This is a genomic window from Streptomyces roseoviridis, from assembly GCF_039535235.1.
GTDB classification, from domain to species: Bacteria; Actinomycetota; Actinomycetes; order Streptomycetales; family Streptomycetaceae; genus Streptomyces; species Streptomyces roseoviridis.
Genome location: NZ_BAAAWU010000001.1, coordinates 4557398 through 4579353, shown reverse-complemented (window position 1 = coordinate 4579353; position 21956 = coordinate 4557398). Strand labels below are relative to the sequence as shown.

Here is a 21956-nt window from a genome sequence, read left to right as displayed (position 1 = left end):
CGCTCGTACCGATTGCGCGAACGGGCCCACCCGCGCCCCGACGGTCCGTCACCGCACCGGCGCCGGCGCCGGATCAGTGCTGCTTCGTCCCGCCGTTCGCGGCCAGGAAGGCCAGCAGGTCCTGACGGCTGACCACATCGGTCGGCTTGCCCTCGACCAGCACGATCGCCGCGTCCGCGTCGCCGAGGACCGACATCAGGTCGGCGACCGGCTCGCCCGAGCCGACCTGCGGCAGCGGGGCGGACATGTGGTCCTCCAGCGGGTCCTCCAGCGACGCCTTCTGGGTGAAGAGCGCGTTCAGGAGCTCGCGCTCGACGACCGAGCCGACGACCTCGGCGGCCATGACGTCGGGGTGCCCGGCGCCCGGCTTCACGATCGGCATCTGGGAGACGCCGTACTCCCGCAGCACCTCGATGGCCTGGCCGACGTTCTCGTCCGGGTGCATGTGGACGAGCGAGGGCATGCCGCCCGACTTGTGGCGCAGCACGTCGGCGACGGTGGCGGAGGAGGTGTCCTCCAGGAAGCCGTAGTCGGCCATCCACTCGTCGTTGAAGATCTTCGACAGGTAGCCGCGGCCGGAGTCCGGCAGCAGCACGACCACGACGTCGTCGGGGCCGAGCTCCTTGGCGACCTCGAGCGCGGCGCAGACCGCCATGCCGCAGGAGCCGCCCACCAGCAGGCCCTCCTCCTTGGCGAGGCGGCGGGTCATCTGGAAGGAGTCCTTGTCGGAGACCGCGACGATCCGGTCGGCGACGTTGCGGTCGTAGGCGGTCGGCCAGAAGTCCTCGCCGACGCCCTCGACCAGGTACGGGCGGCCGGAGCCGCCGGAGTAGACGGAGCCCTCCGGGTCGGCACCGATGACCTGGACCTTGCCGCCGGACGCCTCCTTCAGATAGTTGCCGGTGCCGGAGATGGTGCCGCCGGTGCCGACGCCCGCGACGAAGTGGGTGATCTTCCCCTCCGTCTGCTCCCACAGCTCGGGACCGGTGGTCTCGTAGTGCGAACGCGGGTTGTTCGGGTTCGAGTACTGGTCCGGCTTCCAGGCGCCCGGGGTCTCGCGCACGAGGCGGTCCGAGACGTTGTAGTACGAGTCCGGGTGCTCGGGGTCGACGGCCGTGGGGCAGACCACGACCTCGGCGCCGTAGGCGCGCAGCACGTTGATCTTGTCCGTGGACACCTTGTCCGGGCAGACGAAGATGCACTTGTAGCCCTTCTGCTGGGCCACGATCGCCAGGCCGACGCCGGTGTTGCCGGACGTGGGCTCGACGATGGTGCCGCCGGGCTTCAGGGCGCCGCTCGCCTCGGCGGCCTCGATCATGCGCAGGGCGATCCGGTCCTTGACCGAGCCGCCCGGGTTGAAGTACTCGACCTTGGCCAGGACGGTCGCCTGAAGGCCCGCAGTGACGTTGTTGAGCTTCACCAGCGGGGTGTTGCCGACGAGGCTGATCATCGAGTCGTGGAATTGCACCGTAATCTCCGGGGTCTCCGTAATGGTGCAGCCAGCGTATTCCGTGGAATGCGTACGCGGTGCCGGTTACGGGGCAGTGAGTAACCACAGGCGGCGCCACCGGCGGCGCGAACGGCGGCCCGCGCGGCGGCCCCGAGACGGCGAGAACGCTCGAAGGAGGTGCGTGCACCGATGTCCAGGGCGAGGGTGGCGCGACGGATCGCCGCGGGCGCGGCGTACGGCGGCGGGAGCATCGGCCTGCTCGGCGTGGCGGCCGTGGGGGTGCTGCTGGCCGAGGTACAGCTGGCCAAGCGGAACGTGGGGGGCGGCGTGGCGCCGCTGCCGCCGGGGGCGGACGGCCGTTACGGCGGCTCCTACAGCGGCGAGGAGCCGCTGCGGCTCGCCCTTCTGGGTGATTCCACCGCGGCGGGCCAGGGCGTGCGGAGGGTCGGGCAGACGCCGGGAGCGCTCCTGGCCTCGGGGCTCGCCGCGGTCGCCGAGCGCCCGGTGGACCTGCGGAACGTCGCCCTGCCGGGGGCGCGCTCGGACGACCTGGAGCGGCAGGTGTCGCTGCTGCTCGCCTCGCCGTCCGGGGCGCCGGACGTGGCCGTGGTCATGATCGGGGCGAACGACGTCACCCATCGGATGCCGCCGACGCAGTCGGTGCGCTGTCTGGCGGCGGCGGTGCGGCGGCTGCGCACGGCGGGCGCGGAGGTGGTGGTCGGCACCTGCCCGGATCTGGGCACGATCGAGCCGGTCTACCAGCCGCTGCGCTGGCTGGCCCGGCGGGCCTCGCGGCAGCTGGCGGCGGCGCAGACCATCGTGGTCGTCGAGCAGGGCGGCCGGACGGTGTCGCTGGGCGATCTGCTCGGTCCGGAGTTCGCGGCCAACCCGCGGGAGATGTTCGGCGTGGACAACTTCCACCCGTCGGCGGAGGGGTACGCGACGGCGGCGATGGCGGTGCTGCCGACGGTCTGCGCGGCGCTCGGGCTGTGGCCGGAGGCCGACCGGATCGACGCGGCCCGGCACGAGGACGTGCTGCCGGTGGCCAAGGCGGCGGCCGAGGCGGCGAAGCAGGCGGGCACGGAGGTCACCGGCGCCCGTGCGCCGTGGGCGCTGCTCAAGCACCGCAGGCGCCGGCGCCTGCCGCTGCCGGGCGCCCCGGACGGCGCCGGAGGCGAGGCGGACGCCCCCGCCCCGCGCACGGCCGCGGACCCGGCCTGAGCGAGTGCGGCGGCCGGGGCCTGAGGCGGGTCCGGCAGGCCGGCGGCGGGCCCGTGCGGTGCGGGTGCGGCCGGCCGGCGGCGGGCCCGTCCGGTACGGGTCCGGCAGGCCGGTGGCGCGCCCGTCCGGTACGGGTCCGGCAGGCCGGTGGCGCGCCCGTCCGGTACGGGTGCGGCCGGCCGGTGGCCGCACGACTGAGCGAGCGCTTAGAAAAGAGGTCCGCATCACATGCCGTGCCCGATGACCCCGTGCGGTACGTACAGGTAACTTCCCATTCTGTCCGTCCACCCAGCACCCCTCCTGGAGCCGTGATGCCCGAAGCCGTCATCGTCTCGACCGCCCGCTCCCCGATCGGCCGGGCCTTCAAGGGCTCCCTGAAGGACCTTCGCCCCGACGACCTGACCGCGACGATCATCCAGGCCGCCCTCGCCAAGGTCCCCGAGCTCGACCCGCGCGACATCGACGACCTGATGCTCGGCTGCGGTCTGCCCGGCGGCGAGCAGGGCAACAACCTGGGCCGGATCGTGGCCGTGCAGATGGGCATGGACCACCTCCCGGGCTGCACCATCACCCGCTACTGCTCCTCCTCGCTGCAGACCTCCCGCATGGCGCTGCACGCGATCAAGGCGGGCGAGGGCGACGTCTTCATCTCGGCCGGTGTCGAGATGGTGTCCCGCTTCGTGAAGGGCAACTCCGACTCGCTGCCGGACACGCACAACCCGTTCTTCGCCGAGGCCGAGGCCCGCACGGCGGCCGTCGCCGAGTCCGAGGGCTCCACCTGGCACGACCCGCGCGAGGACGGCCTGGTCCCGGACGCGTACATCGCGATGGGCCAGACCGCCGAGAACCTGGCCCGCTGGAAGGGCATCAGCCGCCAGGAGATGGACGAGTTCGGCGTGCGCTCGCAGAACCTCGCCGAGGAGGCCATCAAGAACGGCTTCTGGGAGCGCGAGATCACCCCGGTGACGCTGCCCGACGGCACGGTCGTCTCGAAGGACGACGGCCCGCGCGCCGGCGTCACGCTGGAGGGCGTCTCCGGCCTGAAGCCGGTCTTCCGGCCCGACGGCCTGGTCACGGCCGGCAACTGCTGCCCGCTGAACGACGGCGCCGCCGCGCTGGTGATCATGTCCGACACGAAGGCGCGGGAGCTGGGCCTGACCCCGCTCGCCCGGATCGTCTCCACCGGTGTCTCCGGCCTCTCCCCCGAGATCATGGGTCTCGGCCCGGTCGAGGCGTCGAAGCAGGCCCTGAAGCGGGCCGGCCTGACCACGAGCGACATCGACCTGGTGGAGATCAACGAGGCGTTCGCCGCCCAGGTGATCCCGTCGTACCAGGACCTGGGCTTCGACCTGGACAAGGTCAACGTCAACGGCGGCGCCATCGCCGTCGGTCACCCCTTCGGCATGACGGGCGCCCGCATCACCGGCACGCTCATCAACAGCCTCCAGTTCCACGACAAGCAGTTCGGCCTGGAGACGATGTGCGTGGGCGGCGGCCAGGGCATGGCCATGGTCATCGAGCGGCTGAGCTGAGCCGTAGCGGAGGGTAGGGGGCGCCCGAGGGACGAGGGCGGCACCTGCCCGAAGCGGTGGCGAGGCTCAGCGCGACCGAACGATCGAGCGGCTGAGCTGAGCCGTAGCGGAGGGTAGGGGCGGGTGGCCGGGCCCTTGGTCGTCGTAGGGCGCCGCTAACCCCGCCGCGTCCAAGCCGTGACCGAATCTCCCCCAGGATGTGACATACATCCCGGGGGAGAGTCGTTTTCCCAGGTCACGGCGGTTTTGGGACCAAACACCAGGCATAAATACCTGTCCATTTCGTGACGTAATGCACTGACAGGCGACGCCACCCCACGACAAGCTGATGTAGGAAGTCGGGGGATCGACTCGAATCGGGAGTACGTCAGTGAGCGCACTGTCTCTTGCCCTGCTGGTGACCACGGCTGCTGCGACGGCCGTGGGAGCCGCCGCCCTGCACGCCGCCCACGGTCTCCGCAAGCAGGTCACCGCGCTGCGCGGCGAGCTCGCCGCGGCGCACGGCGTGACCGTCCCCCATGCCCGCCAGACGCCCGCCGACGAGATACGGGCCGCGGTGGCCGAGGCCCTGGCGGAGGAGCGTGAGCGCGAGCTCGCCGAGGCGCGGGCCTTCTGGGCCGCGCAGGAGGCCAGGGACGCCGCCGACGCCCCGTCGCTGCTCGGCGGCCTGGCGGGCCCGGCCGAGGAGGGTCCTTTCTTCGTGCCGCGGCAGGCGGACTTCGTGGGCCTGGAGGCGATGGCCCTGGAGGCGATGGAGGCCGAGGCCGCCGCGCTCGACGGCCGGGAGACCTTCGACGGCCGCGAGTCCTTCGACGGGCGGGACGCCCTCGACGGCCGTGACCCGCTGGACGTCTTCGACACGTTCGAGGCCCTGGAGGAGTTCCCCGAGCTAACCGGGCCGACCGAGTACCCGGAGGACTCCCCCGAGCTCGCCGCGGCCCGCCGCCGGCACCCCTCCCACCCGGACTTCGTGCCGGTCCAGACCCCGGTGGTCACCGACCACGAGCGCACCGTGTCCCGCCTGGAGGAGCTCGCCGACACCCGCACCGCGCTGACCGACGTCCGCCCCGGCCCGCTGGGCACGCTGGACGTGTACGTCTTCGCCGACGGCACCACGCTCTGTATGACCCCGGGCCACCGCGAGACCGCCGAGCGCCTGGCCGAGGCCCTGCGGGCGGGCCGGACCCCGGTGCTGCTGGGCGGCTCGGGTGTGTCCGGCGCCTACGCGCTCACCTTCTCGTGCGGCGACGCGGCCGAGGACAACGTGTACATCCTCGCGGACCGCGTGATCGCCAGCCTGTAGCTCCTCGGGGCGCTCCGGGGCCCCGCCCTAGAGGCCGGACCTGGCCTCCGCCTCCCGTACCAGCCTCACGGCCTCGTCCAGGTCCCCCTCGGGGGCACCGGCCGGGGCCGTTCGCAAAGTTTCGGCCAGATCCGTGGCGGCGACCACCAGCTGGTCGGCGACCGTGAAGACACCCGCGTCCGGCATGGTCACCGGCTCCCGTCCGGGGAACTCCAGGCGCTGTGCCCGGTCGGCCAACTCCCTTGCCAGGGCGAGCCCTTCGGCGGCGGCTCCGCGCTGGAGGCGGCTCTGCGGGGCGGTCCGCAGCCGGTCGGCGAACCGCTCTGCGGCGGCGGTCAGTTCACTCGTATCGCGCACCGTGCGACCCTATGCGCCGTCCGGGGCCCATTGCCAACGGGCGAACGCTCGGGCACGGTGACGTGAAGGAGCACACGGCACAACGCGTCCGGAGGCGCCGATGTCCCACGCATTCTCCGAGGAAACCCACCGCAACCTGCTCGCCCGCATTCCGCATTGCACCGGTCGTGAGATCGCCGACTGGCTGAGGGCCGTCGAGGAGGGCCCCTCCCTGATCCGCTTCGAGGAGAAGGTCAGCTGGCTGCGCGGCGAGCACGGCCTCGCCTACGGTCACGCCAAGGCGATCATCCACGAGTACGACCTGCGCCGGGCCGCCCGCCGCATGCTCTGACGGCACGCGGCTTGCGGCTCCGCGGCTCACGGTCCGCACCCGCCCGCCCCGCCCCGCCCGGCCGCCGGCCTCAGTCCCTCACGTGACGGCCGAGGAAGTCGCGGACCAGTGCCGCGATCTCCTCGCCGTGCGTCTCCAGGGCGAAGTGGCCCGCGTCGAGGAGGTGGATCTCGGCGTCCGGCAGGTCCCGGGCGAACGCCTCGGCGCCGGCCGGGCCGAAGACCTCGTCGCCGCGGCCCCAGGCGGCGAGCAGCGGCGGCCGGTGGGTGCGGAAGTACTCCTGGAAGGCCGGATAGGCGTCCAGGTCGAACTGGTGGTCCCAGAACAGCTGGAGCTGGACCTCCTTGTTGCCGGGCCGGTCGAGGCCGGCCCGGTCGAGGGTCCAGGTCTCGGGACCGATGCGGTCCAGGCGCTCGGCCGGGACGCCGTGGGTGTACTGCCGGCGGGTGGCCTCGGCGGTCAGCAGCCCGCGGACGTCCGCCTCGTGCGCCTCCCGGTCCGCGGCGTGCGCGAACAGGACGTCCCAGAAGGGCGTGAAGCCCTTGGTTAGGCGTCGCCGCTCTGAGTGACGATCGCGGTGACCCGCTCCGGGTGGCGGGAGGCGATGCGCAGGCCGACGGATGCGCCGTAGTCCTGGACGTAGAGGGCGAAGCGGTCCAGCCCGAGCCGGTCGAGCAGGGCCAGGGTGATCCCGGTGAGCCGATCGAAGCCGTAGTCGAAGGTGTCCACGGCGGGCGCGGCGGAGGCGCCGAAGCCGATGTGGTCGGGCGCGACGAGGTGGTACGCGTAGGACCACCTGGTCTGGGCCGTCCTGAAACGGCGCGACGCGGCCGTGCGCGAGGCCACCGCCGCCCACGGCGCCACTCACGCCACCAACCCGTACCAGCGGGCCCTGGCGGTCTTCGACTACCTCGGCGACTGGTTCGCCGCGCCGGACTTCCGGGGCTGCGCCTTCATCAACACCTTCGGCGAGATGGGCGGCATCTCCCCGGACGTCGCCGACATCGCCCGCGGGCACAAGCAGGCCCTGCGGGACTACTTCGCCGAGCAGACCACCGCCCTCAACGCCCCGCCCGCCCTCGCCGACCAGCTGGCCCTGCTCGCCAACGGCGCCATGGCCGTCGCCGGAATCCAGGGCACCTCCGAGCCCGCCGCCCAGGCCAAGGACGCGGCCCGGGTGCTGCTCGACGCCCACGTCGACGAGGGCCTCGGCGGGTGCCGCGGCACGCGGAAGGGCCCGCCCGGCGGATGCCGGACGGGCCCTTCCCGTGTCACGCGGTGCGTCAGTCGTCGCCCTGCAGGATCGAGAGCAGACGCAGGAACTCCAGGTAGATCCACACCAGGGTCATGGTGAGGCCGAAGGCCGCCAGCCAGGACTCCTCGCGCGGAGCGCCGTAGGTGATGCCGTCCTCGACCTGCTTGAAGTCCAGGGCCAGGAAGCAGGCGCCGAGGATGATGCCGATGACGCCGAACAGGATGCCGAGGCCGCCGCTGCGGAAGCCGAGGCCGTCACCGCCGCCGAAGACGGCGAAGAGCAGGTTGACCGCCATCAGGAGCACGAAGCCCATCGCGGCCGCCATCACGAAGCCGTAGAAGCGGCGCGTGACGCGGATCCAGCGCATCTTGTAGGCGATGAGCACGCCGGCGAAGACGGCCATCGTGCCGAGCACCGCCTGGGTGACCACGCCGTCGGCGATGTAGGTCGAGACGGCGGCGGAGATCACGCCGAGGAAGACGCCCTCGAAGGCCGCGTAGGCCAGGATCAGCGCCGGCGACGGCCTGCGCTTGAACGACTGGACGAGCGACAGAACCAGGGCGACCAGGGCGGCGCCGATGGCGATGCCGTAGGACTTGTTGATGTTCGCCGGGTCGACCGGCAGCAGCAGCCAGGACAGGACGGCGGTCACCACGACCGTGCCGAGCGTGATCGCCGTACGGCTGACCACGTCGTCGATCGTCATGACGCCGGCACGGGCCTGCTGGGGCGCGCCGAGCTCGGTGTCCTGCTGCGCGTACGGGTTGGTGGCGTACGGGTTCGCCGCACCCTCGGCGTAGGGGTTGCCGGTGGCGTACGGGTTGGTTCCGACGGCGGGGCCCCCGGCCTGCGGCTGCTGCGCGTTGAAGCCGGCGTAGCCGTTGTCGCGGCTGAACCCCCGTCGCGAGAAGACCGGGTTGCTGCTCCTCATCTCACTCCTCCATGGCCGCACTGCGCGGCCTTGCGTCAAGAGTAATGCGAGGGCAAAAGAAACTCCCTCGTGCTGGGGGAGGATCTTTATACGATCGTGTCGGGGAGTCCGAGGTCGGCGGGGGTGAGCGATGCACCCGGGACCGGATTCGAACCCGTTCAGACCACCCCTCCGACCTGGGTGACGCTCCGACCCCTGCGCTTCTCCCCCTTCTTCCCGTCGCATCCCGATCGCGCCCGCCGGACCACCTGCCCCGTTCCCGTGGGGACACACGCCGGGGACCGTCGACGTCGAACGGCCGGCACGCGGACGACTCCGGGGAGAAGCTGCTGGGGGAACCCGCCATCGTGCGGGTGGGAGGCTGTGCGAGCTGGTGCCCGGAACCGGATTCGAACCGGTACGGCCCGAAGGCCAGCGAGGTTTAAGCTCGCCGTGTCTGCATTCCACCATCCGGGCGTGACGCGATGCTCCGCGCTGGCACAGGAGCCTATCGGGGCGCGTCGCCCGTTCAGCGGAACGGTGGCCCGATGTTGTCTTATTTTATTGACACCTGAGGGTGCGTCAGTGCAGGTGGGGTGCCCTGTGGCGTAGCGCGGCGGGGGTGTCGGCAGCGCCGACCCGGTCATCGGATTGACGAAAACTCGCCGCCGGATCCGCCCCGACTTCGTCACCTCTGCACCCCCGTCCCGACGGCCCCCGGCGGGGCCGTTCGCGGGCCCCTTCCCCGCGCCCCCTCTCGGGGTCGCCGTCATACCTCAGGATGACCGCGCGCCCCCGCGGTCCGACTCCAGTCGCCCCCGGGAACGGGCATGTGGACGGACGCCGGGTGCCATAACGCTCGACACGATGGAGTGGTTCCCTCAAGCCAGCAGTGACAGGAGTCGCCGTCGTGACCACCAGCTCCACCGTGCCCCGCACCACCGCGGTCGCCGCCCGTGCCACCGACCTCTCGAAGGTCTACGGACAGGGCGAGACCCAGGTGGTCGCTCTGGACCGGGTCAGCGTGGACTTCCGGCAGGGCGAGTTCACCGCGATCATGGGCCCCTCCGGCTCCGGCAAGTCGACCCTGATGCACTGCGTCGCCGGCCTGGACTCCTTCAGCTCCGGCTCCGTCCGGATCGGCGAGACCGAGCTCGGCAGCCTGAAGGACAAGCAGCTGACCCAGCTGCGCCGCGACAAGATCGGCTTCATCTTCCAGGCGTTCAACCTGCTGCCGACGCTGACCGCCCTGGAGAACATCACGCTGCCGATGGACATCGCCGGCCGCAAGCCCGACAAGCAGTGGGTGCAGCAGGTCATCGACATGATCGGCCTGTCCGGCCGGCTCAGCCACCGCCCCGCGCAACTCTCCGGCGGCCAGCAGCAGCGCGTCGCCGTCGCCCGCGCGCTCGCCTCCAAGCCCGAGATCATCTTCGGTGACGAGCCGACCGGAAACCTCGACTCCCGCTCCGGCGCCGAGGTGCTGGGCTTCCTGCGCAACTCGGTGCGCGAGCTGGGCCAGACGGTCGTCATGGTGACCCACGACCCGGTCGCCGCCTCCTACGCGGACCGGGTCGTCTTCCTCGCGGACGGCCGGATCGTCGACGAGATGCTCCACCCGACGGCCGACGGCGTGCTCGACCGCATGAAGGCCTTCGACGCCAAGGGCCGCACGAGCTGAGCCGAGCCCGCCCTCCTCGCTCTTTCGACCCCTCCCCCGCGCTGCGCGCCGCCGACGGCGCCGCCGGGGCCCACTCCAGGACTCCCACCATGTTCCGTACCGCCCTGCGCAATGTGCTCGCGCACAAGGCCAGGCTGCTGATGACCGTCCTCGCCGTGATGCTCGGCGTGGCCTTCGTCTCCGGCACCCTGGTCTTCACCGACACCCTCTCGAACGCCTTCCGCGCCCAGTCCTCCAAGAGCTACGACGACATCGCCGTCGCCGTCACCGCCGCCCCGAACCAGCAGGACCCGAACGCCACGCCGGGCCTGTCCGAGAAGACCCGGCAGAAGATCGCCGCGCTGGACGGCGTCGCCGACGCCACCGGCCGGGTGAACGGCTTCGCGGGCGTGCCGGACAAGGACGGCAAGCTGATCGGCGTCGGCTGGTCCAACAAGGGCACCAACTTCGCCCCGGGCCGCGACGGCAAGGACGCCGCGTACGACTTCACCTCCGGCACCGGCCCGGTGAAGGACGACCAGATCGCCCTCGACGAGGACACCGCGGCCAAGGGCGGCTACCAGGTCGGCGACAAGGTCCGCGTCGCCACCAACGGTCCGGTGGAGACGTACACCCTCTCCGGTGTCTTCACCACCGAGGACGGCGCGGTGAGCGCCGGCGGCAGCCTCGTCCTGTTCGACACCGACGTCGCGCAGAAGCTGTTCCTGCGGCCCGGCCACTTCATGGACATCAGCGTCCGCGCCGAGCCGGGCGCGGACGCCGACAAGATCCTCGCCGCCGTGCAGCCGGTCGTCGGCGACACCGCCGACGCCCAGACCGGTCAGGCCCTCGCCGACCAGCAGGCCAAGGACATCGAGGCGGGGCTGAGCAGCCTCAACCAGATGCTCCTCGGGTTCGCCGGCATCGCCCTCTTCGTCGGCGTCTTCCTGATCTCCAACACCTTCACGATGCTGGTCGCCCAGCGCACCAAGGAGCTCGCGCTGATGCGCGCCGTCGGCGCCTCGCGCAAGCAGATCACCCGCTCGGTGCTGGCGGAGGCCGGTCTCGTCGGCCTGGTCGCCTCGCTGGTCGGCTTCGGGCTCGGCATCGGTCTGGCCGCGGCCCTGCGCGCCGGCATGAACGCCTTCGGTCTGAAGATCCCCGCCGGTGACCTGGTCATCGGTACGACCCCGCTGGTCTCCGCGCTCGCCGTCGGCGTCCTCGTCACCATGCTGGCCGCCTGGCTGCCCGGCCGCCGGGCCGCCAAGATCCCGCCGGTCGCCGCGATGAGCAGCGTCCACGCGGTGGCCACCACCAAGTCGCTGGTCGTCCGCAACACCATCGGCGCGCTGATCACCGCCGCGGGTCTGCTCGGCATCGTGCTCGGCGCCGGCAAGGGCGGCGACGAGGGCCGGATGCTGATCGCGGGCGGCGCGTTCCTCGCCCTCATCGGTGTGATCGTGCTGATCCCGCTGCTGTCCCGCCCGGTGATCGCGCTGGCCCGGCCGTTCCTGAAGCCCTTCGGCGTGGCCGGCTCCCTGGCCGGACAGAACGCGGTCCGCAACCCGCGCCGCACCGGCGCCACGGCCTCCGCGCTCGCCATCGGCCTCACCCTGGTCACCGGTCTGTCGGTGCTCGGCGCCACGGTCGGCTCCGCCGTCGACCGGATGACGACCGACCAGATCAAGGCCGACTACATGATCACCATGGCGAGCGGCGAGGGCCTCAGCCAGGCCGCGCTGGACGCCGTGCGCACGGCCGCGGGCGCCACGGCCGTCTCGCCGCAGCAGGCCGGCTACCTCCAGGTGAAGGGCGACTTCAAGTCGGTCTCCGGCGTGACCCCCGGGGACGTCGAGAAGGTCCTGAACCTCCGTGTGGTCGACGGTTCGCTCGGCTCGCTCGCCCAGGGGCAGCTCGCCGTCGCCGAGAAGACGGCGCAGAAGCAGGGCTGGAAGGTCGGCTCGACGCTGCCGGTCGAGTTCTCCGACAAGAAGAAGGGCGAACTGAAGGTCGGCGCGGTCTACGAGGACAGCGAGTTCGTCTCGCCGCTGCTCCTGGACACGAAGATCCTCAACGTCCACGACCCCAAGCCGTACATCCCGCAGATCTTCGTGAAGACGGACGGCGGCCCGTCGGCCGCGGCCGAGAAGGCCGTGGCGAAGTCGCTCGGCGACAACCCGGCCGTCACGATCATGGACCAGAAGGACATCCGTGACGAGTTCGGCGGCGTCATCAACATGATGCTGAACATCATGTACGGCCTGCTGGCGATGGCCCTGATCATCGCGGTGCTCGGGGTCGTCAACACCCTGGCGATGTCGGTCTTCGAGCGGCAGCAGGAGATCGGCATGCTCCGGGCGATCGGTCTGGACCGGCGCCGGGTGAAGCGGATGGTCCGTCTGGAGGCCGTGGTGATCTCGCTGTTCGGCGCGGTGGTCGGCATCGCCCTCGGCTCGTTCCTGGGCTGGGCGATCGGCGAGACGCTGAGGAGCAGTCTGCCGGGCTACGCGCTGGTCCTGCCGTGGGGCCGGATCGGGATCTTCCTGCTGCTCGCCGGGCTGGTCGGCGTCCTGGCCGCCATGTGGCCGGCCCGCAGCGCGGCGAAGCTGAACATGCTGGCCGCGATCAAGGCCGAGTAGCGCACGGGACACACGAAGGGCCGGGCTCCGCACGGGAGCCCGGCCCTTCGGCGTGCGGTACGGGTCAGCTGCCGGCGCAGTACGTCATCAGGTGCTCGTGGTTCGCCTTGTACTGGGCGAAGAGCGTGGGGTGGTCGATCTTCAGCAGGGTCTCGTCGTTGGCCCGCAGCGCGGGGTAGGTGTAGTTGTGGCTGCCGGTCCACACCAGCTTCTTCCCGGCCACGCCGTCGTAGGTGCCCTCCACCAGCAGGTACTTGGAGTGCAGTCCGGCCTTGGCGACACCGGTGCCGCGGTCCTCGTAGCACTGGACGCGCTGGGTCAGCTTGCCGGAGATCACCGACTCGACGGCGCTGCCCATGGAGCCGGGGTAGCCGTCGTGGGCGAGGATCACCGAGCAGCCGGCGTTCTTGAGGGAGACCAGCTTGGTGGCGACCTCGTCGCGGGTGAAGAGGTTGGCCGCCATGCGGATCTGGGTGCCGCCGGCGCAGGAGACGTTGTCGAGGATCAGCTTGACGGTGTCGGTGGAGGCGTCGGCGTCGTAGGAGCTGCCGGCGGCCTCCTGGCGCGGGAAGAAGTACGTCTTGTACGGGCCGGTGCCGCTGGCCGGGGTCTTGTAGTAGTGGCTGAGCCCGCTGGTGGACGTGCCGTGGTGCAGCAGGTCGCTGAAGTACGACCGGTAGATGCCGTACAGGCCGCTGTCGACGATGGTGACGGCGTTGTTGAACAGGTCGGTGCGCTGGAGGCCGGTCATGTTGGCCGAGGTCTGCACGACGACGTCGCTCGCGCCGCCGGTGTTCGAGAACAGCCAGAACTTGTTGTGGTTGATGGCGCCGTCGGTGTCGCCCGGCAGCTTCCGGGAGCCGATGCAGCCGCGGCCGGCCGGGCAGGCGAAGACCCAGGAGGGCTGGGTGCGGTCGGTGCCGAGGCGGGCGGCCAGGCGCTCGTACTCGCCTCCGGTCATGGTGGCGGAGGTGTGGTCGACGATCACCCTCACCTGCACGCCGCGGGCCTTGGCGGCGCCGAGCGCGTCGGTGACGGGGTCGTCGGTGAAGGTGTAGAGCCCGGCGGTGATGGCGGACCCGGCGGGGGCCCGGCCGATGAGGTCGATGATGTGGTCACGGACCCGGTCCTGGGCGGCGGTGTCGCCCGCGGGGTCGTTGAAGGTGGCGGTGGTGGTCACGGCTTCGGCGTCCGTGCCGGCGGCGCCCGCCGGGATCTGAGCGGCGGTCAGCAGACCGGCGGCCGCGGTCAGGGCGAGCAGGAGACGGGTGGGGCGGCGCAAGGGTTTCCCCCTCGATCGGCACAACAGGGCAGATACATGACAAATAGGTGTCAAAGCGGGGCGGGGCGCCGGCTCTCACCGGCGCCCCGCCCCGCGCAACGTATCAACGCGCCTCGGACTCGCTCCACACCCTCGGCCGCAGCGGCAGCCCCGATCCGCCCGACACCGGCGTCTTCACCGCGAGGAACTGGTTCACGCCGATCCGGTTCCGCTCGAAGGACACCGCGGACGCCGCCATGTAGAGCCGCCAGATCCGCGCCCGGCCGGGCGAGACCAGCCGGACCGCCCGCTCCCACTCCCGCTCCAGGTTCGCCACCCAGCGGCGCAGCGTCAGCGCGTAGTGCTCCCGGATCGCCTCCACGTCCCGCACCTCGAAGCCCGCGTCCTCAAGGGTCGTCAGGGTGCGGCCCATGGGGGCGAGTTCACCGTCGGGGAAGACGTACGCGTCGATGAACGGATCCACCTCGTAGGCCGACTCGTCCGGCTCCGGGCGGCGCGAGATCTGGTGGTTGAGCAGCCGCCCGCCGGGCTTCAGGAGCCCGTACAGCGTGTCGGCGTACTCCCGGTAGCGCACCGTGCCCACGTGCTCGGCCATGCCGATCGAGGAGATGGCGTCGTACGGCCCGTCCGCCACGTCCCGGTAGTCCTGCACCCGGATCTCGATGCGGTCGGTGAGGCCCTCCTCGGCGATCCGCTTGCGGGCGTAGGCGGCCTGCTCGCGCGAGAGGGTGATGCCGACGACCTGGGCCCCGTACTCACGGGCGGCGTGGATGGCCATGGAGCCCCAGCCGCAGCCGACGTCGAGCAGCCGGTCGCCCTCCTGGAGGTTCAGCTTGCGGGCGATGAGGTCCAGCTTGTCCCGCTGGGCGTCCTCCAGGGTCCCGCCGTCCGTCCAGTAGGCGCACGAGTAGACCATCGAGGGGCCGAGGACCAGCTCGTAGAAGTCGTTGCCCACGTCGTAGTGGTGACTGATCGCCTGCTTGTCGCGCCGCTTGCTGTGCCGGACGCCGCTGCGGCCGCGGATCTCCTCCGCGGGCGGCTTCGGCGGCGGGAAGGGGCCGGCCAGCTTCAGCAGGGCCTTGGCGGCCGCGCGCACCTTGGGGTCGCGCACGGTCTCCAGCTTCCCGCGCGGCTCCTCGTCGCGCTCCCAGAGGAACCCGGCGAGCCGGTCCAGGACCTCGTACAGATCGCCCTCGACGTCGATCTCCCCCGCCACCCAGGCGCGGGCCAGGCCCAGCTCGCCCGGCTTCCACAGCAGCCGGCGCAGGGCACGGCGGTCGCGGACGATCAGTACGGGGCCGTCGGCGGGGCCGGCTTCGCTGCCGTCCCAGGCCCGCAGGCGCACCGGGAGCCTCACTCCCAGGACCTCCTCGGCCAGGGCGGTCAGCCGCGACGCGGCGTCGGCCATGGTGCAACACCTCCGTGATCTCGTGCCCCAGAAATGCTCGTCACCAGGAGAACACCGTCCGTAGGCGAACCCATCCCGTCCCGCGCGTAAACGGCGTGAAAAACACGCGAAGGGCCGTCCGCACCACGGATGGCGGACGGCCCTTTTACGGCCTTGCGTGTACTGCTGGTACTGCGGGTGCTGCTGGTACTGCCGGGGTACTGCGAGGTGTCAGGAGGCCTTGGCCTTCTCCTGCGCCGGGGCGGCCGGCTGCGGGGCGGGCTTGGCGGCCTCGTAGAACTCCTCGCGCGGCGACTCGATGGCGCCGAGGGAGACGACCTCGCGCTTGAGGAACATCGCCAGGGTCCAGTCGGCGAAGACGCGGATCTTGCGGTTCCAGGTCGGCATGGCCATGCCGTGGTAGCCACGGTGCATGTACCAGGCGAGACGGCCCTTGAGCTTGATCTTCATCTTGCCCATGACGATCATCGCGACGCCCTTGTGGAGGCCGAGACCCGCGACCGCGCCCTTGTTGGAGTGCGCGTACTCCTTCTGCGGGAAGCCGCGCATGCCGGCCACGACGTTGTCGCCGAGGACCTTGGCCTGGCGCAGGGCGTGCTGGGCGTTCGGCGGGCACCAGGCGTTCTCGACACCGGCACGGCGCGCGGCCATGTCCGGGACCTGGGCGTTGTCGCCCGCGGCCCACACGTAGTCGAGGCCGTTGACCTGGAGCTTCTCGTTGCAGTCCACGTGGCCGCGGGGGCCGAGCGGCAGACCGAAGCGGGCGAGCGCCGGGTTCGGCTTCACACCGGCGGTCCACACGATCGTGTTGGAGTCGACCTCGAGGCCGTTCTTCAGCACGACGTGGCCGTCGACGCAGGAGTCCATCGAGGTCTGGAGGTAGATCTCGATGCCGCGGCTCTCGAGGTGCTCCTTGCCGTACAGGCCGAGCTTCGGGCCCACCTCGGGAAGGATCTTGTCGGCGGCGTCGACCAGGATGAAGCGCATGTCCTCGCGCTTGACGTTCTGGTAGTACTTCGCCGCGTCGCGGACCATGTCCTCGACCTCGCCGATGGTCTCCGCGCCGGCGAAGCCGCCGCCCACGAAGACGAAGGTCAGCGCCTTGCGGCGGACCTCCTCGTCGGTCGTCGAGTCGGCCTTGTCGAGCTGCTCGAGGACGTGGTTGCGCAGGCCGATGGCCTCCTCGATGCCCTTCATGCCGATGCCCTGCTCGGCGAGGCCGGGGATCGGGAAGGTGCGGGAGACGGCACCCATCGCGATGACCAGGTAGTCGAACGGCAGCTCGTACGCCTCGCCGACCAGCGGCGCGATCGTGGCGACCTTGCGGTCCTGGTCGATGGTGGTGACCCGGCCGGTGAGCACCTCCGCTCCGCGCACGACGCGTCGCAGCGGGACGACGACGTGGCGCGGCGAGATGCTGCCGGCGGCGGCTTCGGGGAGGAAGGGCTGGTAGGTCATGTACGACCGCGGGTCGACGACCGTGACGGTCGCCTCCGCGTAGCGCATCTTCTTGAGGATGCGCCGAGCTGCGTACAGGCCTACGTACCCGCCGCCTACTACGAGGATCCTGGGACGCTCCGTGGTGCTCATGCCATCGAGTATCCACCCCTCCCAGGGGGGGTGCTCGTGCGCCCCTTCACAAGGTTCGGGGGCACCTCTGCTACACTCCGCCGCCCACGTGACCCATGTCATGGTCCAGCAAAGGAACCGGGGTCCGCGGACGAACGTTGTTCACCCCTTGTGAACTGGCCCGGAGAGCCTTCCTTAACGCTGAACCAGGGGAAGCGTTCACACGATGGAAACATCGAGCGAAGTGGCCTCCAGACCTGCGAAAGGGCCCTGAGGAGCCCGCCGGAGAGCCAAATGACCTTCCTGGGGGACCCTCAGGGCCCATTTCCTTGTGAAGAACTTCACGAACGTTTTCCGACGGGGTGTCGCCGGAGCGCCCGGGAGCCCTCGATAGCCGCCCGCTATGCCACGGATAGGGCGATCCCATCGAGGATGTCGTGCTCGCTGACGACCACCTCGGCGGCCCCGGTCCGCTCCATGATCTCCAGCAGGACGAGCGCCCCGGCGATGATCACGTCGACCCGTCCCGGGTGCATCACGGGGATCGCGGCGCGCTCGTCGTGCGTGGAGACGAGCAGCCGCCCGACGACCTCGGCGACCTGGTCGAAGGAGATCCGGGAGCGGTGGATCCGCTCGGAGTCGTAGGCGTCCAGACCGAGCGCGATCGCCGCGACCGTCGTGACGGAACCGGCGAGCCCGACCAGGGTGTCGGCCTCGCCGATCGGCACGGTCTCCGCCGCCAGGTCGAGGGCCGCCCGGACGTCGGCCACGATCGCCTCGACCTCCGCGGCGGTCGGCGGGTCGCTGCGGACGTGCCGCTCGGTCAGCCGCACGCAGCCGATGTCGACCGAACGCGCGGCTTCCACGTGCCGGTTTCCGACCACGAACTCGGTCGAGCCGCCGCCGATGTCGACGACGAGGTACCGGTCGTCGCCGCGCAGTTCCTTGGTGGCGCCGGTGAAGGAGAGCTCGGCCTCCTGGTCGCCGGTGATGACCTCGGGCTCGACGCCCAGGATCTCCACGACCCCGTTCACGAAGTCGGCCCGGTTCTCGGCGTCGCGGGAGGCGGAGGTGGCGACGAAGCGGATCCTCCCCTTGCCCTCGTCGGAGGGGCCCCCGACGCCGAGCTCCTTGATGACCTCGGCGTACTCGCGGCAGGCGGCGAAGGTCCGCTCCAGGGCCTCGGGCGCCAGCCGGCCGGTCTCGTCGACGCCCTGGCCGAGCCGGACGATCGTCATCCGTCGGTCCAGCTCGACCAGCTCACCGGTCTTTGGGTCCACGTCGGCGACGAGCAGGCGGATGGAGTTCGTACCGCAGTCGATTCCGGCGACCCGGGTCACGTCGAGGACTTCCCTTCGGCATCGGCGTCGGCGTCGGCGCACGGGGTGACGCAGGGGCCCTTCGCCCACCACTCGGGCAGCATGGCGATCGCCTCGTCGCCCAGCGGGTTCACGCCCGGGCCGGCCGCGAGCGAGTGACCGACCAGCACGTGCAGGCACTTGACCCGGTCCGGCATGCCGCCGGCGCTGGGGAAGCCCTCCAGGACCTCGATGGCGTCCCGGCGCGCGAGGTAGTCCTCGTGCGCGGCGCGGTAGGCGGCGGCGAGCTCCGGGTCGGTGCCGAGCCGGGCCTGCATCTCCTTCATGACCCCGTTGGCCTCCAGGGTGCCGATGGCGGAGGCGGCGCGCGGGCAGGTCAGGTAGTACGTGGTCGGGAACGGCGTGCCGTCGGGGAGCCGGGGCGCGGTCTCGACGACGTCCGGGTTGCCGCACGGGCAGCGGTGCGCGATGGCGCGCAGGCCGCGCGGCGGCCGGCCGAGCTGCTCCTGGAACGCGGCGACGTCCGCGTCGGTGGGCTCGGTGCGTTCGGTCTGCGGAGGGGGCGTTTCCATGTCTGCCTTGCTCGTCGGTCGGTGCGGGCGTCGGTGCGGTGCCGCGACGGGTGTCGTGACGGCTGCCGTCAGGGGCGGTCGGCGCGGTCCACGCCGTCCCACAGGTTGTCGTACCACGGACGGTCCGTCGCGCCCTGCTCGGTGCGGGGCCGGTGCTCCGCGTCGGGGTCGTTCACGGTGAAGCCGGTCTCGCCCGGCATCACGTAGTGCAGGTGCTCGCGGGCCAGGCGCCGTACGTAGGCCGGGTCCTGGAGGCGGGCCTTCTCGTCCCGCAGCTCCTCGACCCGCTTCGCCGCCTCGGCGGCCTTGCGCTCCTGGTCGGCGATCTCGCCCTGCTGCGAGACGTACTGCCGCATCGGGTAGGCGAGCGCCACCACGAGCGAGCAGACCACCAGGGCCAGGAAGGCCGCCCGGCCGGTGAGCCGGGAGCGGCGGGCCTGGCGGCGGGTCTGGGAGCGGTAGACACGGGCGGCGGTCTGCTCGCCGAGCAGCCTGATCCGGGTCGCGGTCGAGAACCGGTCCCGGTCCTTCACGGCCATGTCCTGCGCCTCCCCGTGTCACGCGCCTTGTTCAAACGTACGTCCCCGCACACGGTACGGGACCGAGTGCGGGGACGTAGGTAACCGGGCTTTCGCCGGATCAGCCCTTGAAGCGCGGGAACGCGCTGCGGCCGGCGTAGACGGCGGCGTCGTCGAGGATCTCCTCGATGCGCAGGAGCTGGTTGTACTTGGCGACGCGCTCGGAACGGGCCGGGGCGCCGGTCTTGATCTGGCCGCAGTTGGTGGCGACGGCCAGGTCGGCGATGGTGACGTCCTCGGTCTCGCCGGAGCGGTGGGACATCATGCACTTGAAGCCGTTGCGCTGGGCGAGCTCGACGGCGTCGAGGGTCTCGGTCAGCGAGCCGATCTGGTTGACCTTGACCAGGAGGGCGTTCGCGGAGCCCTCCTCGATGCCGCGGGCGAGGCGCTCGGGGTTGGTGACGAACAGGTCGTCGCCGACGAGCTGCACCTTGGTGCCGAGCTTCTCGGTGATGGCCTTCCAGCCGGCCCAGTCGTCCTCGAACAGCGGGTCCTCGATGGAGACCAGCGGGTACGCGGAGACGAGCTCCTCGTAGTACTCGGTCATCTCGGCGGCCGAGCGGGACTTGCCCTCGAACTTGTACGAGCCGTCCTTGTAGAACTCGGAGGCGGCGACGTCGAGCGCGAGCGCGATGTCCTTGCCGGGGACGTAGCCGGCCTGCTTGATGGCCTCGAGGATGAGGTCGAGGGCCTCGCGGTTGGAGCCGAGGTTCGGGGCGAAGCCGCCCTCGTCGCCGAGGCCGGTGGACAGGCCCTTGTCCTTCAGGACCTTCTTGAGGGTGTGGTAGACCTCGGTGCCCCAGCGCAGGGCCTCGGAGAAGGACTCCGCGCCGATCGGCGCGATCATGAACTCCTGGATGTCCACGTTGGAGTCGGCGTGCGAGCCGCCGTTCAGGATGTTCATCATCGGAACGGGCAGCAGGTGCGCGTTCGGGCCGCCGAGGTAGCGGAAGAGCGGCAGGTCGGAGGCCTCGGAGGCGGCGTGCGCGACGGCGAGGGAGACGCCGAGGATGGCGTTGGCGCCGAGGGAGGACTTGTCCGGGGTGGCGTCCAGGTCGAACATCGCCTGGTCGATCAGGCGCTGCTCGGTGGCGTCGTAACCGACCAGCTCGGGGCCGATCTGCTCGATGACGGCGAGAACGGCCTTCTCCACGCCCTTGCCCTGGTAACGGTTGGGGTCACCGTCGCGGAGCTCGAGGGCCTCGAACGCACCGGTGGAGGCACCGGACGGAACGGCAGCACGGCCGGTGCTGCCGTCGTCGAGGCCGACCTCGACCTCGACCGTGGGGTTGCCTCGGGAGTCCAGGATTTCCCGGGCTACGACGACGTCGATGGACGGCACGAGCATCTCCTTCTGGGATGTGACGCTGGTTGTGACGCATGCGGCAAGGTCTCGTTCGCCTTGCGACAAGAGCCTAACCGCCCGGGGGCCTCCGGCCAGCCGGGCGCCCGCCCCCTGGGACGAAAAAGGACCCGAGGGCATGCATCTCGGGTCGAAACCCCCTCACCTACTCATCGGTAGGGCGGGGCGGGGCAGACCCCGGCCCGGAGCGCACGGGGGAAGGGCGCTCCGGGCCGGGGTGGTCACCGCGGGGTGGGGCAGTCGCCGGACTACTTCAGGTGGAGCTGCTGGCCCGGGTAGATGAGGTCGGCGTCCTGGACGACGTCCTTGTTCAGCTCGAACAGCTTCTCCCAGCCGCCCTTGACGCCGTGCGCCTGGGCGATCTTGCTGAGGGTGTCGCCGGTCACGACCTTGTACTCGCCGTCGCCCTTCTTGACCTTCTTGCCGGTCGGGGTGGTGACGGTCTGCTTCGACTCGCTCTTCTTGGCCGTGCTCTTCGGCGCGGTGCGCTGCTCGCTGCGGGTGGTCGGCTGCTCGGCCTTCCGCTCCGGCTGCGGCTGCGCCTGCTCGGCGGAGCCGCCGTCGTACGAGGCGCCGGACAGACCCACGCCGCAGCTCGGCCACGCGCCCTTGCCCTGGCCCGCGAGGACCTTCTCGGCGACGGCGATCTGCTGGGACTTGGAGGCCTGGTCGGCGGTGGGGGCGTAGGCGGTGCCGCCGTACGCGGCCCAGGTGGAGGCCGAGAACTGCAGGCCGCCGTAGTAGCCGTTGCCGGTGTTGATGGACCAGTTGCCGCCGGACTCGCACTGGGCGACGGCGTCCCACTCGGAGGCGGTGGCGGCCGAGGCCGAGGACGCGCCCATCAGCGGGGCGGCGATGGCGACGCCGGCGGCACCGGCGAGCGCGACGGCCCGGGTGGCCTTGGAGGAACGACGGTGTTTGCCCTTGCCGGAAAGCAGCATGGAAATCTCCCTCACCGACGCCTGCGAGGTGAGCTGTCGGGTTCGGGCCGATGGGGCCTCCCCGGTTCCGTCCGGAACCCGGGAGGAATTGCCCGGCCGCGTGACGTGCACGCGGCTTCACCCCAAGCCGGTCGTCGGCCGCCCGTCTCGGGCGGCCGGGGCCGGCGACTTACCTGGGTCCCCCGCTCCTGCCTTCGGCGCTTGCGCGACGACTGTTCCCATCGACCGGCGGCAGGATTCGGCGTTCCCGGTCGGCGGGGCCCGCG

Annotated in this window: 20 protein-coding genes, 1 tRNA gene and 1 riboswitch; of the genes, 7 read left to right on the top strand and 14 right to left on the bottom strand. The window is 71.3% G+C overall.

Annotated elements, in window-relative coordinates; all coding sequences use genetic code 11:
* Positions 1–73: 73 nt before the first annotated feature.
* The gene (locus ABD954_RS20800; protein ID WP_345487693.1) at positions 74–1468 is read right to left on the bottom strand and encodes a cystathionine beta-synthase; all 1395 of its coding nucleotides are present in this window, start codon (positions 1466–1468) and stop codon (positions 74–76) included.
* A 171-nt stretch (positions 1469–1639) separates the two neighbouring features.
* Between ABD954_RS20800 and ABD954_RS20795 the strand changes: the two genes are divergently transcribed.
* The 3 genes from ABD954_RS20795 to ABD954_RS20785 all read left to right on the top strand — a co-directional run bounded on the left by ABD954_RS20795 (position 1640) and on the right by ABD954_RS20785 (position 5506).
* Complete coding sequence (locus tag ABD954_RS20795) at positions 1640–2671, top strand: SGNH/GDSL hydrolase family protein (protein WP_345487691.1); 1032 nt, start codon at positions 1640–1642, stop codon at positions 2669–2671.
* Positions 2672–2982: 311 nt separating this feature from the next.
* Entirely contained in the window at positions 2983–4203 is a 1221-nt protein-coding gene (locus ABD954_RS20790) for an acetyl-CoA C-acetyltransferase (RefSeq protein ID WP_345487689.1), read from the top strand.
* 370 nt (positions 4204–4573) lie between these two features.
* Entirely contained in the window at positions 4574–5506 is a 933-nt protein-coding gene (locus ABD954_RS20785) for a hypothetical protein (protein WP_345487687.1), read from the top strand.
* A 27-nt stretch (positions 5507–5533) separates the two neighbouring features.
* On the opposite strand, the gene ABD954_RS20780 is transcribed toward ABD954_RS20785, so the two are convergent.
* On the bottom strand, positions 5534–5863 hold the full coding sequence (locus ABD954_RS20780) for a hypothetical protein (RefSeq protein WP_345487685.1): 330 nt from the start codon (positions 5861–5863) through the stop codon (positions 5534–5536).
* A gap of 100 nt (positions 5864–5963) precedes the next feature.
* Here ABD954_RS20780 and ABD954_RS20775 point away from each other — a divergent pair, with 100 nt between their 5' ends.
* Positions 5964–6194: a DUF4287 domain-containing protein gene (locus ABD954_RS20775; RefSeq protein WP_345487683.1), complete on the top strand. Its 231-nt coding sequence runs from the start codon at positions 5964–5966 to the stop codon at positions 6192–6194.
* Positions 6195–6264: 70 nt separating this feature from the next.
* On the opposite strand, the gene ABD954_RS20770 is transcribed toward ABD954_RS20775, so the two are convergent.
* Complete coding sequence (locus ABD954_RS20770; protein ID WP_345492337.1) at positions 6265–6594, bottom strand: alpha/beta fold hydrolase; 330 nt, start codon at positions 6592–6594, stop codon at positions 6265–6267.
* 146 nt (positions 6595–6740) lie between these two features.
* Positions 6741–7040, bottom strand: a complete 300-nt coding sequence (locus ABD954_RS20765; RefSeq protein WP_345487681.1) for an alpha/beta fold hydrolase — start codon at positions 7038–7040, stop codon at positions 6741–6743.
* Here ABD954_RS20765 and ABD954_RS20760 point away from each other — a divergent pair.
* Positions 7027–7548 (top strand): hypothetical protein, encoded by a 522-nt coding sequence (locus ABD954_RS20760; RefSeq protein WP_345487679.1) that lies wholly within the window; start codon positions 7027–7029, stop codon positions 7546–7548. The two genes, ABD954_RS20765 and ABD954_RS20760, sit on opposite strands and share 14 nt — an antisense overlap.
* Here ABD954_RS20760 and ABD954_RS20755 read toward each other — a convergent pair.
* Complete coding sequence (locus ABD954_RS20755) at positions 7478–8380, bottom strand: Bax inhibitor-1/YccA family protein (protein WP_345487677.1); 903 nt, start codon at positions 8378–8380, stop codon at positions 7478–7480. The two genes, ABD954_RS20760 and ABD954_RS20755, sit on opposite strands and share 71 nt — an antisense overlap.
* A gap of 371 nt (positions 8381–8751) precedes the next feature.
* A tRNA-Leu gene (locus tag ABD954_RS20750) sits at positions 8752–8836 on the bottom strand.
* 433 nt (positions 8837–9269) lie between these two features.
* Here ABD954_RS20750 and ABD954_RS20745 point away from each other — a divergent pair.
* Positions 9270–10040: an ABC transporter ATP-binding protein gene (locus ABD954_RS20745; protein WP_345487675.1), complete on the top strand. Its 771-nt coding sequence runs from the start codon at positions 9270–9272 to the stop codon at positions 10038–10040.
* Between the two features lie 89 nt (positions 10041–10129).
* On the top strand, positions 10130–12658 hold the full coding sequence (locus tag ABD954_RS20740; RefSeq protein WP_345487673.1) for an ABC transporter permease: 2529 nt from the start codon (positions 10130–10132) through the stop codon (positions 12656–12658).
* A gap of 64 nt (positions 12659–12722) precedes the next feature.
* Here ABD954_RS20740 and ABD954_RS20735 read toward each other — a convergent pair whose 3' ends face one another.
* The 8 genes from ABD954_RS20735 to ABD954_RS20700 form a co-directional block, all read right to left on the bottom strand.
* Positions 12723–13940 (bottom strand): phospholipase D-like domain-containing protein, encoded by a 1218-nt coding sequence (locus ABD954_RS20735; protein ID WP_345487671.1) that lies wholly within the window; start codon positions 13938–13940, stop codon positions 12723–12725.
* A gap of 103 nt (positions 13941–14043) precedes the next feature.
* A complete protein-coding gene (locus ABD954_RS20730) occupies positions 14044–15348 on the bottom strand; it encodes a class I SAM-dependent methyltransferase (protein ID WP_345487669.1) in 1305 nt (434 codons plus the stop codon).
* Between the two features lie 210 nt (positions 15349–15558).
* Positions 15559–16938, bottom strand: a complete 1380-nt coding sequence (locus ABD954_RS20725) for an NAD(P)/FAD-dependent oxidoreductase (protein WP_345487667.1) — start codon at positions 16936–16938, stop codon at positions 15559–15561.
* Between the two features lie 380 nt (positions 16939–17318).
* A complete protein-coding gene (locus ABD954_RS20720; protein WP_345487665.1) occupies positions 17319–18257 on the bottom strand; it encodes a Ppx/GppA phosphatase family protein in 939 nt (312 codons plus the stop codon).
* Positions 18254–18808 (bottom strand): DUF501 domain-containing protein, encoded by a 555-nt coding sequence (locus ABD954_RS20715; RefSeq protein ID WP_345487663.1) that lies wholly within the window; start codon positions 18806–18808, stop codon positions 18254–18256. Before ABD954_RS20715 ends, ABD954_RS20720 begins: the two co-directional genes overlap by 4 nt.
* Before the next feature lie 68 nt (positions 18809–18876).
* On the bottom strand, positions 18877–19347 hold the full coding sequence (locus tag ABD954_RS20710; protein ID WP_345487661.1) for an FtsB family cell division protein: 471 nt from the start codon (positions 19345–19347) through the stop codon (positions 18877–18879).
* Positions 19348–19447: 100 nt separating this feature from the next.
* Positions 19448–20734 carry a phosphopyruvate hydratase gene (gene eno / locus ABD954_RS20705; RefSeq protein WP_345487659.1) on the bottom strand — a complete coding sequence of 429 codons (1287 nt, stop codon included), beginning with the start codon at positions 20732–20734 and terminating at the stop codon, positions 19448–19450.
* 263 nt (positions 20735–20997) lie between these two features.
* Positions 20998–21690: a transglycosylase family protein gene (locus ABD954_RS20700; RefSeq protein WP_345487657.1), complete on the bottom strand. Its 693-nt coding sequence runs from the start codon at positions 21688–21690 to the stop codon at positions 20998–21000.
* A 3-nt stretch (positions 21691–21693) separates the two neighbouring features.
* A riboswitch (cyclic di-AMP (ydaO/yuaA leader) is annotated at positions 21694–21900 on the bottom strand.
* Positions 21901–21956 lie beyond the last annotated feature (56 nt).